Below are 21,393 nucleotides of genomic sequence, written 5' to 3' on the forward strand. Positions count from 1 at the left end.
ACCTCCACCACCTCCACCAGTAAGTAAGCCAATAGTAAAGCCACATGGAGTATATGGATACTACAGAGTAAAGCCTTGCGATACCCTTTCTACTATATCTCAAAAGATTTATGGTACTCAAGTATACTGGCCGTCAATCTATGACTTAAACAGAAGAACTATAGGTAGAGATCCATGGATATTGAGAGTGGGTATGAGACTAAGATACTTAGTACACCTCACACCAGCCGAAAGAGCAAAGGCAAGACGTGAGTTTAACTACTGGACGCTAAAATACAAAGATAGAAAACGCAACCCTCTATGTATATTGCATGGTAAACCTGTAGAAGCTGGTGGTCATGCTCACCATGCTAAAAAAGCAGCTAAGACAGCAAAGAAAGCTCACGAAAAAGCTGCTGGTAAGAAAGCTAAGAAGAAATAATTAGTTTGTAATAAGGCTCGGTGACCGGTTTAATACCGGTCTCGGGTTTTTATATGATATATATATCAGATGAAGAAATAGATAAGTTTATAAAAGATGATGTTCCTTATTGGGATATAACTACAGAACTACTAGGTATAAGATCCGGTGCTACGCTTGCAATATCGAATAGAAAAAATGAATGTATACTTTGTGGTACAGAAGAGGCTGTAAGGATAGCCAAGAAATTAGATTTAGATGTAAATTATTTTAAGCTGTCCGGCGCTATTTTAAGACCCGACGAAGCATTTTTTGAAGCATCAGGAGACGCAAAAGATATACATAAAGCTTGGAAAATATGTCTAAATATATTAGAGTATATGTCTGGTATAGCCACGCAAACCTACGAAATGGTAAGAAAAGCAAAAAGCGTAAGAGAAGATATAGAAATAGCCACTACTAGAAAAATGATAGGCTTTAATAAAGGTTTAACTATAAAATCTATTTTAACTGGTGGAGCAATCCCTCATAGGCTTGGGTTATCTGAAAGTATATTGATTTTTGATCAGCATAAAGTATTTTTTAAAACCCATGAAGATTTGTTAAAAACTATTAAAAATCTAAAGCAAAGAGCAAAAGAACATAAGGTATGTGTGGAAGTTTCTTCCTTAGATGAAGCCTTAATCTTTATAGATGCTGTTGATATGATACAGTTTGATAAGCTTGGTGTTGAACTTTTGGAAAAAGCGGTAAAACGTATAAAATCTCTAAAACCAGAAATGGTTGTTTTGGCGGCTGGCGGTATAAATATGTCAAATGTAGAACAATATGCTAGTACTGGTGTAGATATATTGGTCACCTCAAGTTTATACCAAGCACCTATGATGGATTTTAAGGCAGAAATAAAACCTTTATAGATTTTTATCATGTAAAACCGTTATATTTTATCATATATATTGTTATTGACATTTTTTATATATCGTAATATAATAAAATATATTACGATTTAGATATACTAACTTTTCAGATGTATTAGTAGAGAAGGAGTGATTATGGTGAAGTTAGCTTGTGCACCAAATTTAGAAGGTATAATTGATAAGATAACAGATAGGGTAAATATCGTTGTATCTATTACTATAGGTGATAATTGTTTAGTATACAAAAAATCGCTAATCAATTCATATGAAAAGCCTTATGATATTTTCTTGTCGGCAGATGTAGAGTCAGCCAAAGAGCTAGAAGAGCTTGGTATAGGTAGTGAATTAAGAGTATATGCTAGAGGAAGGCTTTGTTTATTTGCTTTTGATAGAAAACCATCTTTAGAAGATATAAAGAAAGTAGATGCTATAGCGATGCCAGACCCGAGCGTTGCCCCTTATGGGAGAGCAGCATACGAGTTTTTGCAAAACACAAATCTATATGATAAGGATAAACTAATATTTGGTAAAAATCCAAAGGAAGTTTTAGAGATACACAAAACTCAAAAATCAAGTATAGCTTTCTTGCCCTTATCTTTTGTGTTAGCAAAGCTAAAATCAGAAAACTATCTTGAATTAGATATCTCTTATTATAAACCTGTAGAGCAAGCCGGAGTGATTATAAATAAAACTGAAGAAGCTATTTTCTTGTTTGATTTTATAACAAATAGTGAAGAAGCAAAAAATATTTTTAAGGAATATGGGTTATGAAATTAAACAAGATTTCCCTAATTTTGGTGCCATTTTTCATATTTGCTTGTTCTCAAAAATCAACCGTATCGCCTTCTACAGGTAACCAATATAATAGCATTAGCAAGACTCCAAGATATGCGGTTTTGTTTCCTATGGCTTTGCCTTTTTGTTTTATGCTAAAAGCTCAAGACGGTATAGTGGGATACCCGGGTATGAATAGAAAAGCTATACCATTTTTTGCTGGTAATCTTATTTTGAAAGAGGACCCAGATTTTATAGATAAAACTATAGACATAGGAAATCCTCATATTACAAATTTAGAAGTTATAAAAAGTTTGAATCCATCTTTAGTAATAACAGCGCCTTTTGGTATTTACAATGAAAAGTTAAACAGCATGGGTATTAAAACGTTTTCCTTTTGTGGGCAATTTTGTGGTGTAAAATCCCTATTAAGTGATGTGAATGAGCTTGGAAAACTTTTAAATCATCAACAAGATGCCAAGGAAATAGAAGATTTTTATAAACAAAGCATCAACTATGTAAAGCTACATCTTCAAAATATAAAGCGAAAGCCAAAAGTTTTATATCTTACACAAGAAGGACCAAGCGGGAAGTCTTTAACTGCTGGTGGCGGGTTTACAAAATTGGATTCACAGCTTATAAGTATGGCAGGTGGTATTGATGTGGCAAAGGATGTAAAGGGTATGTTTGGGCAAATTTCTACAGAAGATATAATAAAATGGAATCCTGATTTTATTTTTGTAGGAGCTGGTGGTGATATAAATTTAATTTATAAAAATAAAGCCCTTTCTCATGTAAAGGCTGTAATAGATAAAAGAGTTTATTTGGTACCATCTTTTTGCTCTGGAGAAAAATCCGTTTATTCAAATTGGTATTCTTCTGAGCAGTTTCCATTAGGACTTCTTTGGACAGCTTACATGTTGCATCCTACCCATTTTAAAAATTTTAAAAGCTATATACAAAAAGAGGAAAAGTATTATCTAAACACATTTTGGAATATAAGCTCGATGAAAGTATGCAATCTAAGTTTTTGATTTAAAGGAGGTAAGCGTGAAAAAGTTATATCTTTTGATGGCTTTGTTTTCTTTGTCTAGTTTTGCGGAAAAAGTTTACGAGCTCCCACCTTTGAAAGTTGGTGCTTCTGGTAATCTTTACGAGGTTAAGAGTCAAAAGCAAAAAATATTAAACTTTTTTGTAAATCAAACAAAACAAACAGATTCAACGTCTCAAAGTTTTGTAATATCAAATAAAAGTTTTAAAGTGATTAGTCCTCTAAATTTTGACGCTTTTGACATGGTTAAGATACTACCTTCTATAAACGTAGCAGGGCCAGATTACATAGGGACGGATGAGGTTGTAAGAATACGAGGGCTCAATGTTACTCATGCTGGTAATGTAGAAATAGAAGATATGCCTATGCCGAATGGCCCAGGAGCTGGTGCTTCTGTATCTATCTTTAATCCGCAAGATATATCCAACATAACCACATATCTTGGCGCTATACCACCAGACCAAGGTTTTAACGTATTTGGGGATTTTCCCGGTATACTAGATTTACATATATTAAAACCAAGAAACACATTTTCCACCAATATAAAAGAGTATTTTGGTACACATGATCTTACAAATACATACTTTAGAGTGGATTCTGGAAATATAGACAATAGATTTAAGTTTTTTATATCTGGATCTTATCTTTATTCACACAAATGGAAAGGACCCGGCGAAATAAGAAGAGATAATCTTACCTTTGATGGAGACTTAAAAATAGGCGATGCTTTAGATATAAACCTTCTAACTGGTTATACAAAAAACAAGCATAACAACTATTTTCAATATACGTTTACTCAACTTCAGCAATATGGTTATGATTACGATTATAATACAAATCCTAAATCCCCTCTTTATTACAACTACAATTTAGAAGATGTCAGATATTATTATATGTTGCCGACTTTTACGATCAAGCCTGATGGTTATCAAAAGCTTATATTTAAACCTTATTGGTGGTCTATAAAAGGTTATAACGAATATGGTATGATGCAAGGGCCTATAAAGAGTCCTCAACCTGTGGTTCAACTTTTTTCTTTGGATAGTAAAAGGTATGGATTTATTACAAAATATGTGTATGACTTTGGTAAAAGCAGAAAACTTATACTTGGTTATTGGTATGATAGGCAACAACAACCTGGTCCTCCTTATTCTATAGCTGTTTTTAGCCCAAGTACTGGAGAGCTTGTTTTTAAAAAGTATGGTATTAAATCTCTTCACAATTATCACACTACCAATGAACCATTTTTGGCTTTTAAATGGAATATAGAAAATACGCGTTTTGAAGCCGGGTTTAAATGGTTAAACTATAAATCTATGGCTATAGTTGGTCAAAATCAAAATGAGCAGGCTTCAAGCGTTGTTTTTAACAAGCCTCTTCCTTATATAGGGGTAAACCATTCTTTTGGTAAAAATCTTAATTTATTTGCAAATTACGGTGAAACATATGCTGGGGCCAACGTTAACCTATGGCCGTTTTACGCCTCAAACGAGCAAGTGTTTACTCAACACAATATAAACCTTCAATATCTTTGGAATAGGTTTTTCAATCTTACTACGGCAGATAACGTGGATTTAGGATTAAAGTATCAAAAAGATAATTTTTATATAAGCCCTACACTTTTTTATAGCTTTTTGCATCACTATGGTGCTTTTGTGCCTCTTAATGCCAATGGAAGCACGATATATCTACCAGCTAACATCTCTAACGCAAAATCTTATGGAGTTGAGCTGATATCCTCTTATGCTTTTACCAATTATTTATCTTTGTTTGCGGGGTATTCTTACAATAGATTTTATTATACTGACAATGTTAGCGTTTCGCTACCAGGTATAGTATCTCAAAATTATAATATCGCTGGAAATCAAGCCCCAGATACCCCTAAGAATATGGCAAAAGTAGGCATGCTATATAAGTATAAAAATCTATCCATAGTTCCAAGCGTTTATTATATAGGTAGAAGATGGGGAGATTCTACGCATACTCAAGAAGTGCCACCATATTTAATAGCAAATCTTACATTGGATTATACAACATCTATACAAAATCATAATATAGATTTTTCGTTGGCACTTTTAAATCTGTTTAATAAACATTATGTATCTACGGTTTGGTCCCCAAATTCAAACCAAGCGACGTTAAGTCAACCCACATATCAAGTAGGCGCACCTTTTAGTGCTATAGCGAGTATAGGTTATGAATTCTGACGTTTAAACGTAAAATGAACAAGAAATTATTTTTCATGGGTTTTTTGTTGACAGCGATTATATTTTTTTCTGTATTTATAGGCCCTGTTAAAATACCTTTTGATTTTTGGTTTTTAAAAAATAAAAGCTATTATGAAACTATAGTGTATGATGTAAGATTGCCACGTATAATATTATCTTGTGTAGTGGGTGGAAGTATGAGCTTGGCTGGAGTTGTTTATCAGAGTGTGTTTAGAAACCCTTTAGCTTCACCAGATATACTAGGCACTGCTTTTGGATGTGCTTTTGGAGCGGCTGTTGGTATTTTGCTTTCTGGCAACCTTATATTAATACAGCTTTTTAGTTTGATATCTGGGATTTTGTCTACCTTTGCAGTATTTTATATAGCTAGAAAAGATGGGCATATAGATATACTTAGCCTAGTAATATCTGGAATTATAGTAGGTTCTTTTTTCTCATCTTTGCTTGGACTGGCAAAATATTTCGCAGATCCAGACAACAAACTTCCGGCTATTACGTTTTGGCTTATGGGCAGTTTTTCAGACGTTGGTTATAAGGATGTAGCAATAGGGCTTGTGTGTCTAATACCAATTTGCGTAATATATTACAAAAGATGGTTTTTAAACGTAGCCAACTTAGAAGACGAAGAGGCTATAGCTATAGGCTTTGATATACATAGATTTAGAATACTCATGATAGGACTATCTACCTTGCTTGTGTCTATAAGTATATCTCTTGTTGGTATAATTGGATGGGTAGGGCTTGTAGTGCCTCATATGGCGAGGCTTGTAGTAGGATACGATAACAAGTATGTTGTTGTTGCTAGTCTAATAATAGGTGCTTTATTTGTACTTTTATGTGATGATATAGCAAGAAGTTTAACTACCGGCGAAATACCTATAGGTATCGTTACATCTTTTATAAGTGCACCGTTGTTTGGCTTTTTGTATAAAATGAATTATGCTAAAAATAAATAACGTATCCTATAGTGTAAAAGGTAAGTCTATTTTAAAAAATATTGATTTAGAGTTTAAAAATGGATTTGTTTATTCAATTGTAGGGCCTAATGGTGCTGGGAAAACCACACTTTTAAAGAGTTTAATAAAATTAATAGAACCAGATTTTGGAGATATTTTTATAGCTAATAAAAGCCTAAAAACTATAAAACAGAGAGAAATAGTAAAATATGTGGCTTTTTTGGGACAGGAGCATTTGTCAAAACAACCTTTAAATGTGTTGGATGTAATAGTTATGGGGATGTTGTCTGATATAACTTCAACCCCATCAACCAAACATTATGAGAAGGCAATAAAAATTATCAAGATGCTTGGCTTAGAATACCTTGCTAATAAGGATTTTGATAAGCTAAGCGGAGGTGAGAAAAAGCTAATACTAATAGCAAGAGCAGTAGCACAGAACCCACCAATTTTAATATTGGATGAGCCTACAAACCACTTGGATTTTAAAAACAAACATCATATTTTAAGATTTATAACAGATTTTACAAAATCAAACAATATGATATGTATAATGACTATACATGAGCTAGAATTTGCATTTTATTATAGCGATTTTATAATTTTGATGAAAGATGGCAAGATAGTGGCTTTTAAAGATAAACGTAGTATTTTTAAAGAATACGATATATCAAATCTTTATGATCTTAACATCACAATTAAAGTAATAGATGATTTTATATGTATAAAGCCAAAATGATTTAGTTTAAGCTTTTGGATATATGTCATATAAAATATCTAAACCACAACAAAGATTGTATAACGATTTTGCAATGTTTATTACATTAAATTAAGAGAATATTCTTCAAATTCTTCTTTTGGTAAAAGTCTTTGGTCTTCCACAGAAAAGACAAAGTCAGATAGTTTGAATATATCACCCAAATCGTGGGCTACAAAAAGTGTGTAACATTTGTAAGTATTTGCAAATTCTATTATTTTATCTTGTATAAAGTGTTTTGTCTTTCTATCCAAAGCTGAAAACGGCTCATCCATCAAAAGCACTTTTGGACGCCTTGCTATAGCTCTTGCTATTGCCACCCTTTGACGTTCACCACCTGATAATTTATTTGGGCGTTTATCTTTTAGATGTTCTATGTTAAAAGCTTTTAAAATCTCTAAAGCTTCTTCTTTTGAAGAGGCGTAAGCTACGTTATCAAGTACGCTCATGTTTGGAAACAATGCAAAGTCTTGAAATACAAAACCCACAGAACGTTTTTGAGGTGGCAAAGATATGTTTTCATCAAGCCAAACTTCATTGTCTACTACAATCTTACCTTTAGCATCCTCTAGGCCAGCTATAGCTCTTAAAGTGGTGGTTTTGCCAATGCCAGAAGGTCCCAATATGCCAAGTATTTGGCTTTTAGAAAGTTTAATATCAAATTTAAAAAATCTAGTCTCGATACTTATTTCCATCATCTTTCTTGAAGCCTCTTTAAAATTTGTAAAAATATAAGGGTGCTCATAGCTATACCAAAAAGTATCAGCGCTGTAATATTTGCATCTTTGTAATTTAGCTCTTGCACATAATCAAATATAGCTATAGAAGCGGTTCTGGTCTTATCTGGAATATCACCGCCTACCATAAGGACAACGCCAAATTCACCTATGGTATGAGAAAATACAAGCACCAAAGCACTTACTATAGAGTATTTGGAGTTTGGTATTATTACTCTTAAAAGCGTATAAAACTTTGATTTTCCAAGAGTGTAAGAAGCTTCTATGATAGACTTTGGTACAGACCTAAAGCCAGATACTACTGGAGAAACAGCGAAAGGCATGCTGTATATGATAGAACCAAAAAGAAGCCCTTTAAAATTAAACACAAGCTTTACACCAAAATGATTTAAAAACTGTCCTATAGGGCTTCCGAGCCCAAATATATATATTATATAAAATCCAAGTACCGTCGGTGGAAGCACCAATGGACTCATGATAAAAGGCTCTACGATATCTGCCCATAAGCTTTTGCTAAAAGCCAAAAAATAGGCTATAAAAATACCCACCACGCCGAGGACTAGCGTAGTGGATATAGCCAACTCAAAGCTTATTAGAAAAACTTTGTAATCCATTTATTTTGGTATACCGTATCCAAAAGATTTCCATATAGCTATTGCTTGAGGGGAATATAAAAAGTTAAAAAATCTCATAGCGGCGTTTTTGTTTTTTGTTGATTTTATTACAGCGGCACCTTGCACAATAGGTTTGTAGCAAGCTTGAGGTATAAGGTATATTTTACCTTTTCCTTTTAGCTGTGGTGTCAAAAGGAGTGAATACGATACAAGCCCTACGTCTGCGTTTTTAGAGGCTACGTATTGGGCAGTTTGTATGATATTTTCACCGAAGACTATTTTGTTTTTGACAGCATGATATATATGATAACAATGAAGCGTTGATATACCAGCAATACCATAGGGAGCTACCCTAGGGTTAGCTATGGCTATTTTTGAAGCTTTTAAAAGGGCTAATTTTGGATTGTTTACGTTTATATTGGGCTCTACGGTAAAAAGAGCTAATTTTCCTATGGCGTATGGTCTAGGCTTATAAGCTAAACCTTGTTTGTAAAGAAGTTCTGGATAGTGAGTGTCTGCGGACATAAACACGTCTATAGGATAACCCGCTCTTATTTGATTGTAGAAGTTACCAGAAGCCCCATATATAAACTTTAATTTATCCTGCGGGTATTGTTTTTCATACAACGCTGTCAAATCTTGCAATACAAACCTAAGATCAGCGGCAGCCGCCACTGTAATTGTAGCACCAAAAACTATTTTGCTTGCTAAAAGCCCAAAAACCACAAACTTTTTCATAGCATTACCTCCACATTAAATTACGTAAATCATTACGTTTGAAGCTTTTATTATGACGTAAACTGAAGATCCCTCTTTTATACCAAGCTCTTTTAACGATTCTGTTGTGATTACAGAACTAATTGTAAGCTCAGCGCCTATATCCACCTTTACCATGCTGTTTACATCAGATTCCACCACTTGTTTGACGGTACCTTTTAAGATGTTTCTAACGCTTAAGGGAAGTTTTTCTACTTCCTCCCCCACCCCCAACATAACATCAGAGGACTTTATAATAGCCACTACATCTTTACCTGGCTTTAAATCCAAGCTATCAACCGCTTCTGTGGTGATTACAGATTTTACCGTAGCACCGTTTCTTATTGAGATTACAACCTCTGAGACCGTTTGACCTCTTTCTACAGAGCTTACTTTCCCGAGCAGCTGATTCCTTGCAGACAATTTCATATCTAACCTCTTTATAAAATATAAACTTTCCAATTCTTCTTCTTTTAAAAGCTCCAAAAATTTTTGGTACTCTTCTTGTATGTGTTCATAATGTTTTAAAAGCCTTTTGCCGTATGGTGTAAGCACAGTTTGTCCACCATCTTTTCCGCCGGTTCTTGTATAAACAACAGGTTCTTCTGCTAAGTTGTTTATAGACTGTATATGGTCCCAAGCTGCCTTATAGCTCATCTTCATCTCTTTAGCAGCTTTTGATATAGAACCGTATTTGTCTATAAGCTTTAAAAGCTTATAACGACCTTCTCCAAAAAAGCCTTCACCATCTTTGTTTATAAAGATATCACCCTTAATCTCTATCATAGCAATATTATATTAAAAGACCGTTCTTAAAGCCAACGTATAGTCCCAAAAAGATTTTAAAGAATTGTTGCCATTTGCCGTAGCACCTATAAGGTTGGCGTTTGGGACTAACCTTGTCGCTTCTAATCCAACGTTTGCGTTTAAACCAGATATGTAATAATCAACAGCTGCACTAAAAAGCCCTATCTTTGCATCGGTAAAACCTATGTTATTAGAGTTTACATAATAGTTTTTATCTTCATCTTGCTCGTATCTAAAAGCTATAGCTGGTTTTCCTATACCTACATACCTGTCGTATAAAAGCTGTGTCTGAAGGTAATATCCTTTTACTTCTGGTTGAGCTACCTTAGTACCTGCTTTTGCATAACCTAAATCTTTTTGGTCAAGCCATGCCGCTTGGAAATTTGGCACAAAATCACCAAACTTTTGTTCCCATAGTATATCTAATGTATAAGCTTTTGCTGTGGTGGAAGATGTGGCGCCAGAAACGCTGCCACAACCTACTGGAGTTGGATTCTCATTCAAGGGTGAGCAGTTTATCTTTTGTTGTTGATAGCCAAAACCAAAGGTAAGCGTATTTCTTTTTCCAAGGTAAGTATCTTGATCCACATAACTTGATTCTCCCTTGTATCCAAGCATCGTAGGTGTAAACTCCAATCTAAATCCATACTTTAAATTGCTGTTGCCGTTGTATCCATCTTGATAGTCGTATTTACCGTTGCCTATAAAAGCGTAATACTTTAGCATTGCATTTTTACCTACGCTTCCCCAATACACAACGCCCATATCTCTAAGGGCGCTTAAAAATTGAGAATCTCCTCCTATATTGAAGCTTGCTAAAGGTGTTATAAATGGTTTTTTGTTCTGGCTTGGGTTAAGCTTGTTGGTTATGTCGTTGTTGATTGTCCCTATCTCTGGTATAAAATTTTCCGTAGGTATGTAAAAGCTCCATGTGTATTCAAGCTCGTATCTTGACCACGGGTTTAAAAACAGCCCTGCCATAATATTTGCGCTTTTGTTAAAATGTAGATTTATAAAAGCGTCTCTTACCATCGTGTACGGCACGCCTTGATGAGTCCTAGCTGTACCATCGGCACCAAGGGTATGGTTATCGGCAAAATCCAAATCTGCACCAAATTGTACGATTGGGTTTATCTGACCTGCAAAGTAAAGACGCGTCTGAGCTACCGAGAAGTTCGTGGAGCTATGGTCATTTGTGTAAGTGGCACCATCTTGTTGAGCCCATATTTCCATTTTTAAGCCCACTTGTGCAAACTCATCGTTTGAAGCTTTTAGTAAGATAGCTTTAGCGTTATGGCTTAGAATACATAACCCACTGAAAAGCAAAAGACTACCTACTTTGGATTTCATCGCTTTTCCTCCTAAATATACCTTAAATTACTTTGATCTTCCGTTATATATAATGTAACATAACGCTTAAGAAAACAAAATGAGATATATCATACCTTTGATGTTATTGTTTGGTTTATTGCTTTGCTAGGTCTCCCTCCATCGTTTTTAAAATACGAAACCAGCTTCTAAACCAAGCCTTATTTGTGTATTTTTGGTAGCTGTGCTAGCAGTAGGGGAAGTGTAATAATAAGCTGATGCTACGTTTGTAATATGAACATACGATACTTCTGGTCTTATGAAAAACTGCTTATACTTGTACTCTGGTGTTATGGTGATAGAGTAAGCATGAGCACCTGTTCCAAAACCCATTATATCAGTACCAGAAGTTCCTTCCTCGTCATACTCAGCCCTTGCGTTCAAAGACCATGCATCGTTTATGTTGTAAGTGGCATAGCCGGCTATACCAAAAGCATGATTTGAAGTAGTCTCTCCTTCTGTGCTAGTGGGCACATGTACATACATAGAATCAAAGGCAAATGTAAACTTAGATATCGTATAAGAACCAGTAAGTTCATACTCTTGCTTGTTGGCTGGGGTAGAGGTTGGATTTGGTTTGGTGTTTTTATCTGGATATATGAAGTTGAAGCTTATTGAAGCGTTTTGATTTGGGGCCAAGCTAAAAGAGCCCTCTAAGGCAGGTTTTTTCTCAGAGTAAAAACCATCGTTTAGCTCTAAGTTGCCTGTGAAGATGCCTTTTGTATAGGTAAATCTAATACCCCTACTTACCACAGGCTGCATGCTCCAAAGTATGCTTCTTTGGATGTCTATGTTTTGATAGGTAAAAGCTGATTCATATCCTATCATTGTAGGAAGCTTACCAACTTTTATAGATACATTTGAATTTGGGTCAAACTCTAAGTAAGCTATAGGCAAAGCAGAAAAAAGATCGGTATTATATCCACTTTGGGTGGTTTTGGCTGTGGTCTCACCTACTGTAGGAAAAGCGTAAGCACCGGCTACTATAGTAAACCTTACCACACCGTCTGGTTTTGATATATTTATTAAAGCGTTTGATATATCGTAACGATTCTTTTTATCTCCATTAGTGGAAGATCCTGTGGAGGCTGGAGGTACATTGTTTGAGTAGAGGTAGTATCCGCTCACAGCACCGTCTATATTTAGCTTACCAAAAGCTCCTTCATCTATTTGGAAGGCGTAGGCTCCCCCAAAGGAGAGGGGGAGAGATAGGATGGTCAAAGCCATGAAAAAGCGTTTGCAAGTTTTAAAGTTTTTCATATGATATAAACCTCCTTAAAATGTTAGTTGTAAGCTGTTTCACCGTGAGCTACTGAGTCAAGACCCTCTATTTCGTCTTCTTCTTTTACTCTTATACCCATAAAGATGTCAACTACTTTGAATATTATAAGACTCATTACAAATGAGTATGTCATTGTAGACATAGCTGCTATTAGCTGTATTACCACTTGGTGAGGGTTTCCATACAAAAGACCTTTACCGGCAGGGTTTATAGATGGGTCTGCAAACACACCCGTTAAGATAGCTCCCAAGAAACCAGCAACACCGTGAACACCGAAAGCATCCAAAGAATCGTCGTAGCCAAGTTTTGGTTTTAACCAAGATACTGTAAACACAGGTACCACACCAGCTACTATACCTATCACTATAGAACCTATGACGTTTACATAACCTGACGCGGGAGTGATAGCTACCAAACCTGCTATAGCACCAGAAGCCATGCCCAATGTGGTAGGTTTGCCGTGCAACATCCACTCTGTTATCATCCAAGCTATAGCTGCCATAGCTGTAGCTGTGTTTGTTGCAAGCCATGCGCTTGAGGCTATACCATCAGCTGCTAGTTCTGAACCTGCGTTGAAACCAAACCATCCAAACCAAAGAAGACCAGCTCCAAGGATTGTATAAGCGACGTTGTTCGGTATAAGCTGAGTATTTTTACGTTTGCCAAGCACCAAAGCACCTGCAAGCCCTGCTACACCAGCGTTTATATGAACAACTGTACCACCTGCGAAATCAAGGGCTCCAAGCTGAGACAACCATCCATTTCCCCATACCCAGTGAGCTATAGGAGCGTATATGAGGGTTATCCAAAGAGGCACTATTACAAGCCATGCGCTAAACTTTAGCCTTTCTATTATAGAACCGCTAGCCAAAGCTACTGTGATGGCTGCAAAGGTTAGTTGGAATCCACAGTATATAAACTCAGGCACGGTTGTAGAAGGATGAAGTGAATTTGGCGTTACTCCGTTCATGAAAAGGTATTGTAAGTTACCGATGATGCCGTGCACATCTTTGCCAAAGGCAAGAGAGTAAGCGTAAAGTACCCATATTACGCTCGTTATAGCATAAGCCATAAAACTAAGGGCTATAGTGTTTAAAAGGTCTTTTTTCTTTGCCATCCCACCGTAGAAAAACGCTAAACCAGGCAACGTCATAAGCATAACGAAAGAACTTGCCACCAACATCCATGCCGTATCGCCGTGGTTTAGCTTTGGTGCCGTATCGGCAAAAGCGATTCCTGTAAGAAGCAGAAAACCTATTCCGACTTTTTTCAACATATCTATACCTCCTCTAAAAGTTTTCATATGGCGCTTTCTCCTTTTTCGCCGGTTCTTATTCTTACCGTTTCTTCTAAGTTGTAGATAAAGATCTTTCCATCACCCACTTTGCCAGTTTGGGCAGACTTCAGTATGGTTTCTACCACCTTTTCCACTTCGGAATCTTTGACCACCGTTTCTATCTTAATTTTTGGTAGGAAATCGATAACGTATTCGGTGGCCCTGTAGATTTCCGTTTTGCCTTTTTGCTGGCCAAAGCCTTTCACCTCGGTGATAGTCATACCACCGATGCCTATCTCCACCAGTGCATCCTTGACTTCATCAAGCTTAAAAGGCTTGATGATAGCCTCTATTTTCTTCATAAACTACCTCCTTGAAAGTTTTCTGGAGATATCTTTAGCAAATTTTATGCCATCTACAAGATTATTGATATATATATGATTATGAGAAAACCTATCTTGTGTTTATTGTACATATGTTAACAAAAATGTTAACAATTGTAAGTTATAAATGTTATAAAAGAATGTGTTGAGAAAATTTATATATTCAAGCTTTTATTTTATTTATTAAGCTTTTTAAAAATAAGCTTACTTGTTCTTTGTTGTTTTCTATTGTTATTAGCCTATCGCTGGGAATTTCGTCAGGGGGTTCAAAAGAGGATTTTTGCATGAGGTAAACGTTGAAATCTGCATCAGATATATCTTTCCTTGTTTGAAGCCTTTGCCTTATTATGTTTTCATCGGCTTTTACAAAGATAAAAAAATATTCATTGGGAAAGTTATCTATTACAAGTTTTCTTTGCCATTTTTTAAGGAATGTTGCATCCAGTATGACATCTTTGTGTTCTTTTGCCCTTTTTATAAGCTCTTCGTAAACTTTTTTAGTGGTTTCTTCGTCGTAAAAACTTCCAAACAAAGATTTTCTTATAACATCTGAGCGTAACCAATAAAAGCCCATACCTTCTAAAATTGAAGAAACGTAGGATTTACCGCTTCCAGAAAAGCCTATAGTAGCTATCTTCATTCAAAGATGACGCCGAGGTATGCCACTACCTTGTCAAAATCCTTCGTGACCATACCAGAATTTGTATACTCCACTGCGTAAACTTTTTTCACTTTGTCTTTTAAGGCTTCTATGGCAACTGCTGCTGGTATAAATCCACACATCGTGATGTTGTATTGGATAGCCCTTCTGTAAAGTTCTTTAGAATCAAGCCTTGATATGGCATCGTAAAGAAAGCTGTCCTTTTTTTGAGCTTCTTCTTGGGATATATAGTGAGACATATCAGAGCTAACCAATATGAGCGTATCTTCATCTACAAAAGAGGATAAAAACCTACCAAATTTTACTATCGTTTCATAATCTAAAAAGCCCAATATTATAGGAACTATAGTAAAATCTTTAAAATACACTTGTAAAAAAGGAAGCTGTACTTCCAAAGAATGTTCTTTAGTGTGAGCGTTGTGCTCTATTTCTATACCAAAAGAAGCGATTTTGTCTCTTAACTCTTTATTTATTTTTACCTCTCCAAGGGGTGTTTTCCAAGCATCGGCGCTATCTATAGATATAACAGGCCCTTGCCCTGTGTGGTTTGGCCCCATCATGATGACGTTTTTCTTTGGTTTTAACCTTTTATAAACACTGCAGGCGGTGTGTCCGGAATATATATATCCAGCGTGGGGTACTATAACACCTTTAGCGTCCACATCTTGGATAACCTCGTTTTCACACACCAAGTCTATAGCTTTTAAAAGCGTTTCTTTTTCCCCCGGATAAAAAAGTCCAGCTACAGCTTCCTCTCTAATCATAAAAATATTATATAATAAAATATCTAATTCACTTGGAGGCAAAATATGGATGTTTTAGAAATTATGAAGATAATACCACACAGATATCCGCTTTTGTTGGTGGATAAAATATTGGAAATGGAACTTGGAAAACGTATAGTTGGTTTAAAGAATGTAAGCATGAACGAGCCTTTTTTTCAGGGACATTTTCCCGGATATCCTTTGATGCCAGGTGTTTATATGCTTGAAGCCATGGCTCAAGTAGGTGGAATATTGATGATAAAGAGTCTTGGGCTTGAAATAGGAAAATATGCTGTGGTGTTTGCTGGTATAGACGAGGCTAGGTTTAAAAGGCCGGTGTATCCGGGAGACCAACTTATAATGGAGCTTGAAACCATATCTCTTAAAAAAACCATATCAAAAATGAAAGGAGTGGCCACGGTAAACAACCAAGTGGTGGCAGAGGCGATTTTAATGGCGGCTGCTAGAGAGCTTGAATCCATTAAAAAATGAGAGTTTTGTACACTTTTAATAAACCTTGGTATTACCACATGGCGCTTGATTCTGTTTTATTGTCTTTAAAAGCTCAAAACAAAATACCAAATACGTTGAGATTTTTGAGCTTTCAACCAGAGTGTGTATTGATAGGTTATCATCAAAATCCCTACGACGAAGTAAATTTAGAGCTTTGTGAATCTCTAAATATAGATGTAGGAAGAAGAAGAACGGGTGGCGGAGCTATATATTTTAACCAAGCTCAGATAGGATGGGAGGTGGTGGCTTCTTTAAAGGATTTTGATATAAAAAATTACGAAGAGCTTTCTCAATACATGTGTGAGAAAGTAGCAAAGGCCTTGTCAACGTTTGGTGTAAATGCTAAATATAGGCCAAGAAACGATATCGAGATAAACTCTAAAAAAATATCCGGTACTGGCGGTGTTTTACAAGGTGGGGCTTTTTTATATCAAGGTACCATACTTATAGATTTTGACCCAGACAAAATGGCTTCTTTGCTGAAAATACCTTACGAAAAACTACAAGATAAAAATATATCTTCTGCAAAAGAAAGAGTAACTTCTTTAAAACAAGAGCTTGGTTATAGTCCATCTTTTGAAGATATTGCAAAAGCTATAGAAAAAGAGTTTGAAGATTTTGGTTTAGAGCAAGGAACGTTGACAGAGGAAGAAACGAATTTACTTCTAGAGTTATCAAAAAAATTGAACTCTAAAGATTGGGTATTTGAAAATGAAATTACAGATAAACTTATAAGTACGAAAACAATACGCACCAAAGCTGGGACTTTTAAAATAAATTTCAAGATAGATAAATCAAAAAGGCTTTTAGAATACATAGTTATAAATGGAGATTTTTTTGCTACACCACCAAATGCTGTAAAAGATTTGGAAAGTCACCTTAAATTTTCTTACTTTGACGAAATAAGTCAAAAGGTAAAAACATTTTTTGATAAGACAAACCTAAAAATTTCTTTTATGACAGATGAAGAATTGTCTGATATTATCTTAAAAGCTATAAATGAATAAAACCTTATACGAAAAGTATGCCATCGTGCAAAAACAAGCGGCAAATGACCTTTTAGAAATTATAAAACATTTAAACTACGAAACTGCCCTTGATATAGGGGCTGGTACTGGATTTTTGACTAAACATATGAATAAATGCGTAGCTCTTGATATTGATAAAAGCCTGAAAACTTATCATAAAAACTTTTTAATAGGAAACGCTGAAGAACTCCCTTTTAAGGATAAGAGCTTTGACATCGTTGTTAGCAACTTCGCCTTACATCTTTGTGAACTTGATTTATCCATAAAAGAAATGATTAGAGTGTCAAAAAGGTACGTAGCTTGCTCTTTTCCGGTAAGGGGGAGTTTAGAAAATTGGATATACGATTTTCCAGATGAAAAAAGAGTTTTTGAGCTTTTAAAATCAAAAACCATAAAAGTATTTGAAAAAAAGGTATACCATTTAAACTTTACAAAGCTTGAGCTACTTAAGTTTATTAACAAAACCGGTAAACCAAAGAAAAAGTATAGCAATTATTTCATTGGTAAATCACAGATAAAAGATATATTATTAAAAGTAGAAAATCCTTCTTTTGTTGTGTTATCATTTTTAATAGAGGTGTGAAGACATGAAAAAAATTTTTGCAATATTATCTGTATTTGCCCTTTTGTTTTTCACAAACTCCTGCGTAAAGAAAAGTAGAGTAGAGCAAGCTACTTCGAATCAACAACCATCTAGCCAGTACCAAATCAATTTAAATGTACCAGTTTTGGCTCAGATGCAGAATGAACTTGTGCAAATTGTCAAAAAAGTATCTCCCTCTGTGGTAACGATATTTTCTACTCAAGAAGTAAACGTACCGCTTTTTCCACAAATACCTGGATTTGATCTTCCAACGCCTTCGATACCACAAGAAACAAAGGCTCTCGGGTCTGGTGTTATATTTGAATACAATCCAAAAGACGATACGTTTTTTATACTTACAAACAACCATGTTATAGCCCATAGCAAAAGCGTAGTGGTAAGCTTTGGCAACAACGAACAACATAGAGCTACGATAGTGGGAGCCGATCCAAAAACAGATTTAGCTGTATTGAAAGTTAGCGCAAAAGGAGTGAGTGATCCAAGCTCTAGAGTAGCAACGCTGGGTAATTCAGATACGTTGCAAGTGGGACAAATCGTATTGGCTATAGGTAACCCTTACGGTTTGGATAGGACTGTGACGATGGGTGTTATATCTGCTTTACATAGGAGCATAGGTTTAACTCAATATGAGAATTACATACAAACGGACGCTGCTATAAATCCAGGCAACAGCGGTGGTCCTCTTGTAAATATACAGGGCCAGGTAATAGGAATCAATTCTGCTATGGTAGAAGGTGGTCAAGGGCTTGGCTTTGCCATACCTATAAATTTAGCAAAATGGGTATCTTCTCAAATTATAAAACATGGTTCTGTTACAAGGGGATGGATAGGTGTAATGATACAACAAGTAACACCTAGTCTAGCAAAAGCTTTAAAAGTTCAAAACGGAGCTGTGGTAGTACAAGTTATGCCAAACGGCCCAGCAGATAAAGCCGGTATAAAAGTAGGGGATGTTATAGTGGGTATAGATAACGAAAATATAAGCACTGTGCAACAGCTTCAATTTAAAGTGATGGAGACAAAACCTGGTACTACTCTCACGTTTCACATAGTAAGAAATGGAAAGCCCATGGACTTAAAGGTCACTATAGGGAAAATGCCTACAAATCCAATGTCTGTTAGCGAAACTCAAACTACGACGGACCTTGGTATATCTGTAGCAAACCTAACTCCCCAACAGATGCAAACTTACGGCGGCGGTGTTTATGTGGTAAGCGTAGACCCAAATAGTCCAGCAGCCAGCTCTCTTCAGCCTGGAGACGTTATACTAATGGTAAACAACCATCCTGTAAACTCTGTAAATGATTTCAAATCGCTTGTATCTCAATATGTAAAATCTGGGTATGTGTTGTTTTTGGTGGCAAGGGATGGGCAAAGGTTTTATGTAAGCATACAAACAAGGTGATTTAATATGTATTCTGATAGTGAACAAGATATCATCAACCAATATTTGAAGCGGGTCTCTAGTGTAAAGCTTTTAACGCCTCAAGAAGAAAGGGAGCTTGCCAAAAGAGCGAAAGCTGGTGATAAGGAAGCCTTGAAAGCCTTAGTAGAAGCAAACTTAAGATTTGTAGTAAGTGTAGCAAAGCAGTATATGGGGTATGGCATACCTTTGTCTGAGTTAATAGCGGCTGGCAATCTCGGTCTTTTGGAAGCGGCTACGAGGTTTGATCCAGATAAAAACGTAAAGTTTATATCCTATGCTGTATGGTGGATAAGGCAAGCTATAATGCAAGCTTTATCTCAACAAACCGGAGCTGTAAGGATACCTGTAAAGCACTCTCATCTTATAAGTGCAGTGGGACTTGCTTACAATGAGCTTCTAAAAGAGCTTGAAAGAGAACCTACCTACAAAGAAATAGCAGATTATATAAACAAAAAAAATATTATTAGAGAATTTAAAAAAGAAACAGGTTTTGCTCCTACGGAAGAGGAGTTAGAGCAGTCGATGAATCAAGAGCATAAATATACCGTAACTGAAGAGGATGTAAAAAAATGTTTACAGATATGTAAAACACCTCTTTCTTTGGATACGCCTGTAGGGGATAATCCAGACACTCTTTTCGTTGACCTTCTTAGCATATCTGATACAGACGAGATAGAAGAGGGTGTTATAAAAGATGTCTTGGAAAAGGAATTACACGATATAATCAGCAAACTTCCGGAGAAGGAGAGGAAAGTCTTGGAGCTGAGGTATGGTCTAAATGGCAACGAACCTCTAACGCTGAGAGAGATAGGAGATGCTTTAGGTATTTCAAGGGAAAGGGTAAGGCAGTTAGAAACAAGAGCTATTAAAAAACTAAGAAGCTTTGCTTTAAAAAGACATTTAAAAGATTTCTTAAGTTAGATGGATGGTTTTTATATAGGTTATAAACCAGTTGGTATATCATCTTCAAAGTTTGTACTTGATATAGCTAAAAGCCTAAATACAAAAGCAGGACATACTGGTACTCTTGATTTAGAGGCAGAAGGCATAATGATAGTGGCTCTTGGGCAAGCCACCAAATATACACAGTATTTCAATGCGCTTGAAAAAACTTACGAAGCGAAGGCTATACTTGGTATAAAGACAGATACTCAAGATATTACAGGAAATGTTATACAAAAAATTGAGGATATAAAAGTAAGCTGTGAAGATTTAAAAAATATATTAAATAAGTTTGTAGGAGAAATAACTCAAGTACCACCCATTTACTCTGCTAAGAAAATAAACGGCAAAAAGGCTTATAAGTTAGCAAGAGAAAACAAAATGGAGCACTTTGAACTGAAACCTATAACAGTTAATATATATAGTATTGAGCTTTTAGAATGCAATATACCTTATTTTTCTATAAGGGCAAAAGTATCCACCGGCACTTACGTAAGAACCCTTATTAACGATATAGGAGATGCGTTGAAAATAGGAGCCACTACAGAGCTTATAAAAAGAATAGCCATTGGAAATTTTGACGAAGGTAGCGTAGGTAAAATATACAATATAAAAGATGCCCTTTATTTTTTACCACCTTTAATCTTAAACAATAACTTTATAAAAAGCCTAAAACACGGTAAAATATTAAAATATCATTCTCAAAACGGCATTTACAAACTTTTGTCAGAAGATGACAAGTTTCATGGTATTGTAGAAATAAAAAACGGCTTTTTAAAAGCTTTAAGAATGCAAAGTGATAATGATATGTATCATATTGACAAAATATAAAAATATGCTATTATTAAAGGCAAGAGATTAAGGTATATTTGAATATAACAATTCAAGTATTCCAGCGTCTCAAATTTTAGGAGGTTTTAGTTCCATGGGCATCACAGGCACAGTTAAGTGGTTCAGCAAAGAAAAAGGTTATGGATTCCTTACAAGGGATGATAACCAAGGCGACGTTTTCGTTCACTTCTCAGCAATTGACCCAAACAGACAAGGTTTCAAGACTTTAGTCCAAGGTCAAAGGGTGGAGTTTGAAGTAGACCAAGATTCAAAAGGTCCAAGGGCAAAAAACGTTCGCGTTTTATCTTAAGTGATATA

24 protein-coding genes are annotated in these 21,393 nt (G+C 35.6%); 14 read left to right on the plus strand and 10 right to left on the minus strand.

What is annotated here, in order from left to right; all coding sequences use genetic code 11:
- The 7 genes from ACP5S8_RS01365 to ACP5S8_RS01395 form a co-directional block, all read left to right on the plus strand.
- A partial coding sequence (locus ACP5S8_RS01365; protein ID WP_461875398.1) for a LysM peptidoglycan-binding domain-containing protein occupies window positions 1-421 on the plus strand: 421 nt, incomplete at its 5' end.
- Between the two features lie 53 nt (window positions 422-474).
- Window positions 475-1,317 (plus strand): ModD protein, encoded by an 843-nt coding sequence (modD, locus tag ACP5S8_RS01370; RefSeq protein WP_461875400.1) that lies wholly within the window; start codon window positions 475-477, stop codon window positions 1,315-1,317.
- A gap of 135 nt (window positions 1,318-1,452) precedes the next feature.
- Window positions 1,453-2,088 (plus strand): molybdate ABC transporter substrate-binding protein, encoded by a 636-nt coding sequence (modA, locus tag ACP5S8_RS01375; protein WP_461875402.1) that lies wholly within the window; start codon window positions 1,453-1,455, stop codon window positions 2,086-2,088.
- Window positions 2,085-3,125 (plus strand): ABC transporter substrate-binding protein, encoded by a 1,041-nt coding sequence (locus ACP5S8_RS01380; RefSeq protein WP_461875404.1) that lies wholly within the window; start codon window positions 2,085-2,087, stop codon window positions 3,123-3,125. The genes modA (ACP5S8_RS01375) and ACP5S8_RS01380 overlap by 4 nt, the downstream gene beginning before the upstream one ends.
- Before the next feature lie 16 nt (window positions 3,126-3,141).
- Window positions 3,142-5,349: a TonB-dependent receptor gene (locus tag ACP5S8_RS01385; protein ID WP_461875405.1), complete on the plus strand. Its 2,208-nt coding sequence runs from the start codon at window positions 3,142-3,144 to the stop codon at window positions 5,347-5,349.
- Between the two features lie 35 nt (window positions 5,350-5,384).
- Window positions 5,385-6,326: a FecCD family ABC transporter permease gene (locus ACP5S8_RS01390; protein WP_461875406.1), complete on the plus strand. Its 942-nt coding sequence runs from the start codon at window positions 5,385-5,387 to the stop codon at window positions 6,324-6,326.
- Window positions 6,310-7,065: an ABC transporter ATP-binding protein gene (locus tag ACP5S8_RS01395; RefSeq protein ID WP_461875407.1), complete on the plus strand. Its 756-nt coding sequence runs from the start codon at window positions 6,310-6,312 to the stop codon at window positions 7,063-7,065. Before ACP5S8_RS01390 ends, ACP5S8_RS01395 begins: the two co-directional genes overlap by 17 nt.
- 80 nt (window positions 7,066-7,145) lie before the next feature.
- Here ACP5S8_RS01395 and ACP5S8_RS01400 read toward each other — a convergent pair whose 3' ends face one another.
- The 10 genes from ACP5S8_RS01400 to amrB all read right to left on the minus strand — a co-directional run bounded on the left by ACP5S8_RS01400 (window position 7,146) and on the right by amrB (window position 15,731).
- Window positions 7,146-7,778: a sulfate/molybdate ABC transporter ATP-binding protein gene (locus tag ACP5S8_RS01400; protein ID WP_461875409.1), complete on the minus strand. Its 633-nt coding sequence runs from the start codon at window positions 7,776-7,778 to the stop codon at window positions 7,146-7,148.
- On the minus strand, window positions 7,778-8,434 hold the full coding sequence (gene modB / locus ACP5S8_RS01405; RefSeq protein WP_461875410.1) for a molybdate ABC transporter permease subunit: 657 nt from the start codon (window positions 8,432-8,434) through the stop codon (window positions 7,778-7,780). Before modB ends, ACP5S8_RS01400 begins: the two co-directional genes overlap by 1 nt.
- Complete coding sequence (gene modA / locus ACP5S8_RS01410; RefSeq protein WP_461875412.1) at window positions 8,435-9,172, minus strand: molybdate ABC transporter substrate-binding protein; 738 nt, start codon at window positions 9,170-9,172, stop codon at window positions 8,435-8,437.
- 15 nt (window positions 9,173-9,187) lie between these two features.
- The gene (locus ACP5S8_RS01415) at window positions 9,188-9,976 is read right to left on the minus strand and encodes a TOBE domain-containing protein (RefSeq protein ID WP_461875413.1); all 789 of its coding nucleotides are present in this window, start codon (window positions 9,974-9,976) and stop codon (window positions 9,188-9,190) included.
- A 12-nt stretch (window positions 9,977-9,988) separates the two neighbouring features.
- On the minus strand, window positions 9,989-11,347 hold the full coding sequence (locus ACP5S8_RS01420) for a short chain amide porin (RefSeq protein WP_461875414.1): 1,359 nt from the start codon (window positions 11,345-11,347) through the stop codon (window positions 9,989-9,991).
- Window positions 11,348-11,494: 147 nt separating this feature from the next.
- A complete protein-coding gene (locus ACP5S8_RS01425; RefSeq protein WP_461875416.1) occupies window positions 11,495-12,625 on the minus strand; it encodes an outer membrane beta-barrel protein in 1,131 nt (376 codons plus the stop codon).
- 23 nt (window positions 12,626-12,648) lie between these two features.
- On the minus strand, window positions 12,649-13,950 hold the full coding sequence (locus ACP5S8_RS01430; RefSeq protein ID WP_461875417.1) for an ammonium transporter: 1,302 nt from the start codon (window positions 13,948-13,950) through the stop codon (window positions 12,649-12,651).
- The gene (locus ACP5S8_RS01435) at window positions 13,947-14,285 is read right to left on the minus strand and encodes a P-II family nitrogen regulator (RefSeq protein ID WP_461875418.1); all 339 of its coding nucleotides are present in this window, start codon (window positions 14,283-14,285) and stop codon (window positions 13,947-13,949) included. The genes ACP5S8_RS01430 and ACP5S8_RS01435 overlap by 4 nt, the downstream gene beginning before the upstream one ends.
- A gap of 184 nt (window positions 14,286-14,469) precedes the next feature.
- On the minus strand, window positions 14,470-14,946 hold the full coding sequence (locus tag ACP5S8_RS01440) for an AAA family ATPase (protein ID WP_461875419.1): 477 nt from the start codon (window positions 14,944-14,946) through the stop codon (window positions 14,470-14,472).
- Window positions 14,943-15,731: an AmmeMemoRadiSam system protein B gene (gene amrB / locus ACP5S8_RS01445; RefSeq protein WP_461870445.1), complete on the minus strand. Its 789-nt coding sequence runs from the start codon at window positions 15,729-15,731 to the stop codon at window positions 14,943-14,945. Before amrB ends, ACP5S8_RS01440 begins: the two co-directional genes overlap by 4 nt.
- A 45-nt stretch (window positions 15,732-15,776) precedes the next feature.
- Between amrB and fabZ the strand changes: the two genes are divergently transcribed.
- The 7 genes from fabZ (at window position 15,777) to ACP5S8_RS01480 (ending at window position 21,385) form a co-directional block, all read left to right on the plus strand.
- On the plus strand, window positions 15,777-16,223 hold the full coding sequence (gene fabZ, locus ACP5S8_RS01450) for a 3-hydroxyacyl-ACP dehydratase FabZ (protein ID WP_461870444.1): 447 nt from the start codon (window positions 15,777-15,779) through the stop codon (window positions 16,221-16,223).
- Window positions 16,220-17,251 (plus strand): lipoate--protein ligase family protein, encoded by a 1,032-nt coding sequence (locus ACP5S8_RS01455; RefSeq protein WP_461870443.1) that lies wholly within the window; start codon window positions 16,220-16,222, stop codon window positions 17,249-17,251. The genes fabZ and ACP5S8_RS01455 overlap by 4 nt, the downstream gene beginning before the upstream one ends.
- Window positions 17,244-17,855, plus strand: a complete 612-nt coding sequence (locus ACP5S8_RS01460) for a methyltransferase domain-containing protein (RefSeq protein WP_461870442.1) — start codon at window positions 17,244-17,246, stop codon at window positions 17,853-17,855. Before ACP5S8_RS01455 ends, ACP5S8_RS01460 begins: the two co-directional genes overlap by 8 nt.
- Window positions 17,856-17,859: 4 nt before the next feature.
- Window positions 17,860-19,281: a Do family serine endopeptidase gene (locus ACP5S8_RS01465; RefSeq protein ID WP_461875420.1), complete on the plus strand. Its 1,422-nt coding sequence runs from the start codon at window positions 17,860-17,862 to the stop codon at window positions 19,279-19,281.
- 6 nt (window positions 19,282-19,287) lie between these two features.
- Complete coding sequence (locus ACP5S8_RS01470) at window positions 19,288-20,223, plus strand: sigma-70 family RNA polymerase sigma factor (protein ID WP_461875422.1); 936 nt, start codon at window positions 19,288-19,290, stop codon at window positions 20,221-20,223.
- Window positions 20,224-21,075, plus strand: coding sequence for a tRNA pseudouridine(55) synthase TruB (truB, locus tag ACP5S8_RS01475; RefSeq protein ID WP_461875424.1), 852 nt, complete (start codon window positions 20,224-20,226; stop codon window positions 21,073-21,075).
- 94 nt (window positions 21,076-21,169) lie between these two features.
- Window positions 21,170-21,385, plus strand: coding sequence for a cold-shock protein (locus ACP5S8_RS01480; RefSeq protein ID WP_012513969.1), 216 nt, complete (start codon window positions 21,170-21,172; stop codon window positions 21,383-21,385).
- The last annotated feature ends 8 nt before the right edge of the window (window positions 21,386-21,393 follow it).

The sequence above is a fragment of the Hydrogenobaculum sp. genome (assembly GCF_049967395.1).
In the GTDB taxonomy this organism is placed as follows: Bacteria; Aquificota; Aquificia; order Aquificales; family Aquificaceae; genus Hydrogenobaculum.

Bases quoted from the DNA above. Each gene is read 5' to 3' on its own strand.
- modD (WP_461875400.1), top strand. From the start codon at position 475: ATGATATATATATCAGATGAAGAAATAGATAAGTTTATAAAAGATGAT.
- modA (WP_461875402.1), top strand. From the start codon at position 1,453: ATGGTGAAGTTAGCTTGTGCACCAAATTTAGAAGGTATAATTGATAAG.
- ACP5S8_RS01380 (WP_461875404.1), top strand. From the start codon at position 2,085: ATGAAATTAAACAAGATTTCCCTAATTTTGGTGCCATTTTTCATATTT.
- ACP5S8_RS01390 (WP_461875406.1), top strand. From the start codon at position 5,385: ATGGGTTTTTTGTTGACAGCGATTATATTTTTTTCTGTATTTATAGGC.
- ACP5S8_RS01395 (WP_461875407.1), top strand. From the start codon at position 6,310: ATGCTAAAAATAAATAACGTATCCTATAGTGTAAAAGGTAAGTCTATT.
- ACP5S8_RS01400 (WP_461875409.1), bottom strand. From the start codon at position 7,778: ATGGAAATAAGTATCGAGACTAGATTTTTTAAATTTGATATTAAACTT.
- modB (WP_461875410.1), bottom strand. From the start codon at position 8,434: ATGGATTACAAAGTTTTTCTAATAAGCTTTGAGTTGGCTATATCCACT.
- modA (WP_461875412.1), bottom strand. From the start codon at position 9,172: ATGAAAAAGTTTGTGGTTTTTGGGCTTTTAGCAAGCAAAATAGTTTTT.
- ACP5S8_RS01415 (WP_461875413.1), bottom strand. From the start codon at position 9,976: ATGATAGAGATTAAGGGTGATATCTTTATAAACAAAGATGGTGAAGGC.
- ACP5S8_RS01420 (WP_461875414.1), bottom strand. From the start codon at position 11,347: ATGAAATCCAAAGTAGGTAGTCTTTTGCTTTTCAGTGGGTTATGTATT.
- ACP5S8_RS01425 (WP_461875416.1), bottom strand. From the start codon at position 12,625: ATGAAAAACTTTAAAACTTGCAAACGCTTTTTCATGGCTTTGACCATC.
- ACP5S8_RS01430 (WP_461875417.1), bottom strand. From the start codon at position 13,950: ATGAAAACTTTTAGAGGAGGTATAGATATGTTGAAAAAAGTCGGAATA.
- ACP5S8_RS01435 (WP_461875418.1), bottom strand. From the start codon at position 14,285: ATGAAGAAAATAGAGGCTATCATCAAGCCTTTTAAGCTTGATGAAGTC.
- ACP5S8_RS01440 (WP_461875419.1), bottom strand. From the start codon at position 14,946: ATGAAGATAGCTACTATAGGCTTTTCTGGAAGCGGTAAATCCTACGTT.
- amrB (WP_461870445.1), bottom strand. From the start codon at position 15,731: ATGATTAGAGAGGAAGCTGTAGCTGGACTTTTTTATCCGGGGGAAAAA.
- fabZ (WP_461870444.1), top strand. From the start codon at position 15,777: ATGGATGTTTTAGAAATTATGAAGATAATACCACACAGATATCCGCTT.
- ACP5S8_RS01455 (WP_461870443.1), top strand. From the start codon at position 16,220: ATGAGAGTTTTGTACACTTTTAATAAACCTTGGTATTACCACATGGCG.
- ACP5S8_RS01460 (WP_461870442.1), top strand. From the start codon at position 17,244: ATGAATAAAACCTTATACGAAAAGTATGCCATCGTGCAAAAACAAGCG.
- ACP5S8_RS01465 (WP_461875420.1), top strand. From the start codon at position 17,860: ATGAAAAAAATTTTTGCAATATTATCTGTATTTGCCCTTTTGTTTTTC.
- ACP5S8_RS01470 (WP_461875422.1), top strand. From the start codon at position 19,288: ATGTATTCTGATAGTGAACAAGATATCATCAACCAATATTTGAAGCGG.
- truB (WP_461875424.1), top strand. From the start codon at position 20,224: ATGGATGGTTTTTATATAGGTTATAAACCAGTTGGTATATCATCTTCA.
- ACP5S8_RS01480 (WP_012513969.1), top strand. From the start codon at position 21,170: ATGGGCATCACAGGCACAGTTAAGTGGTTCAGCAAAGAAAAAGGTTAT.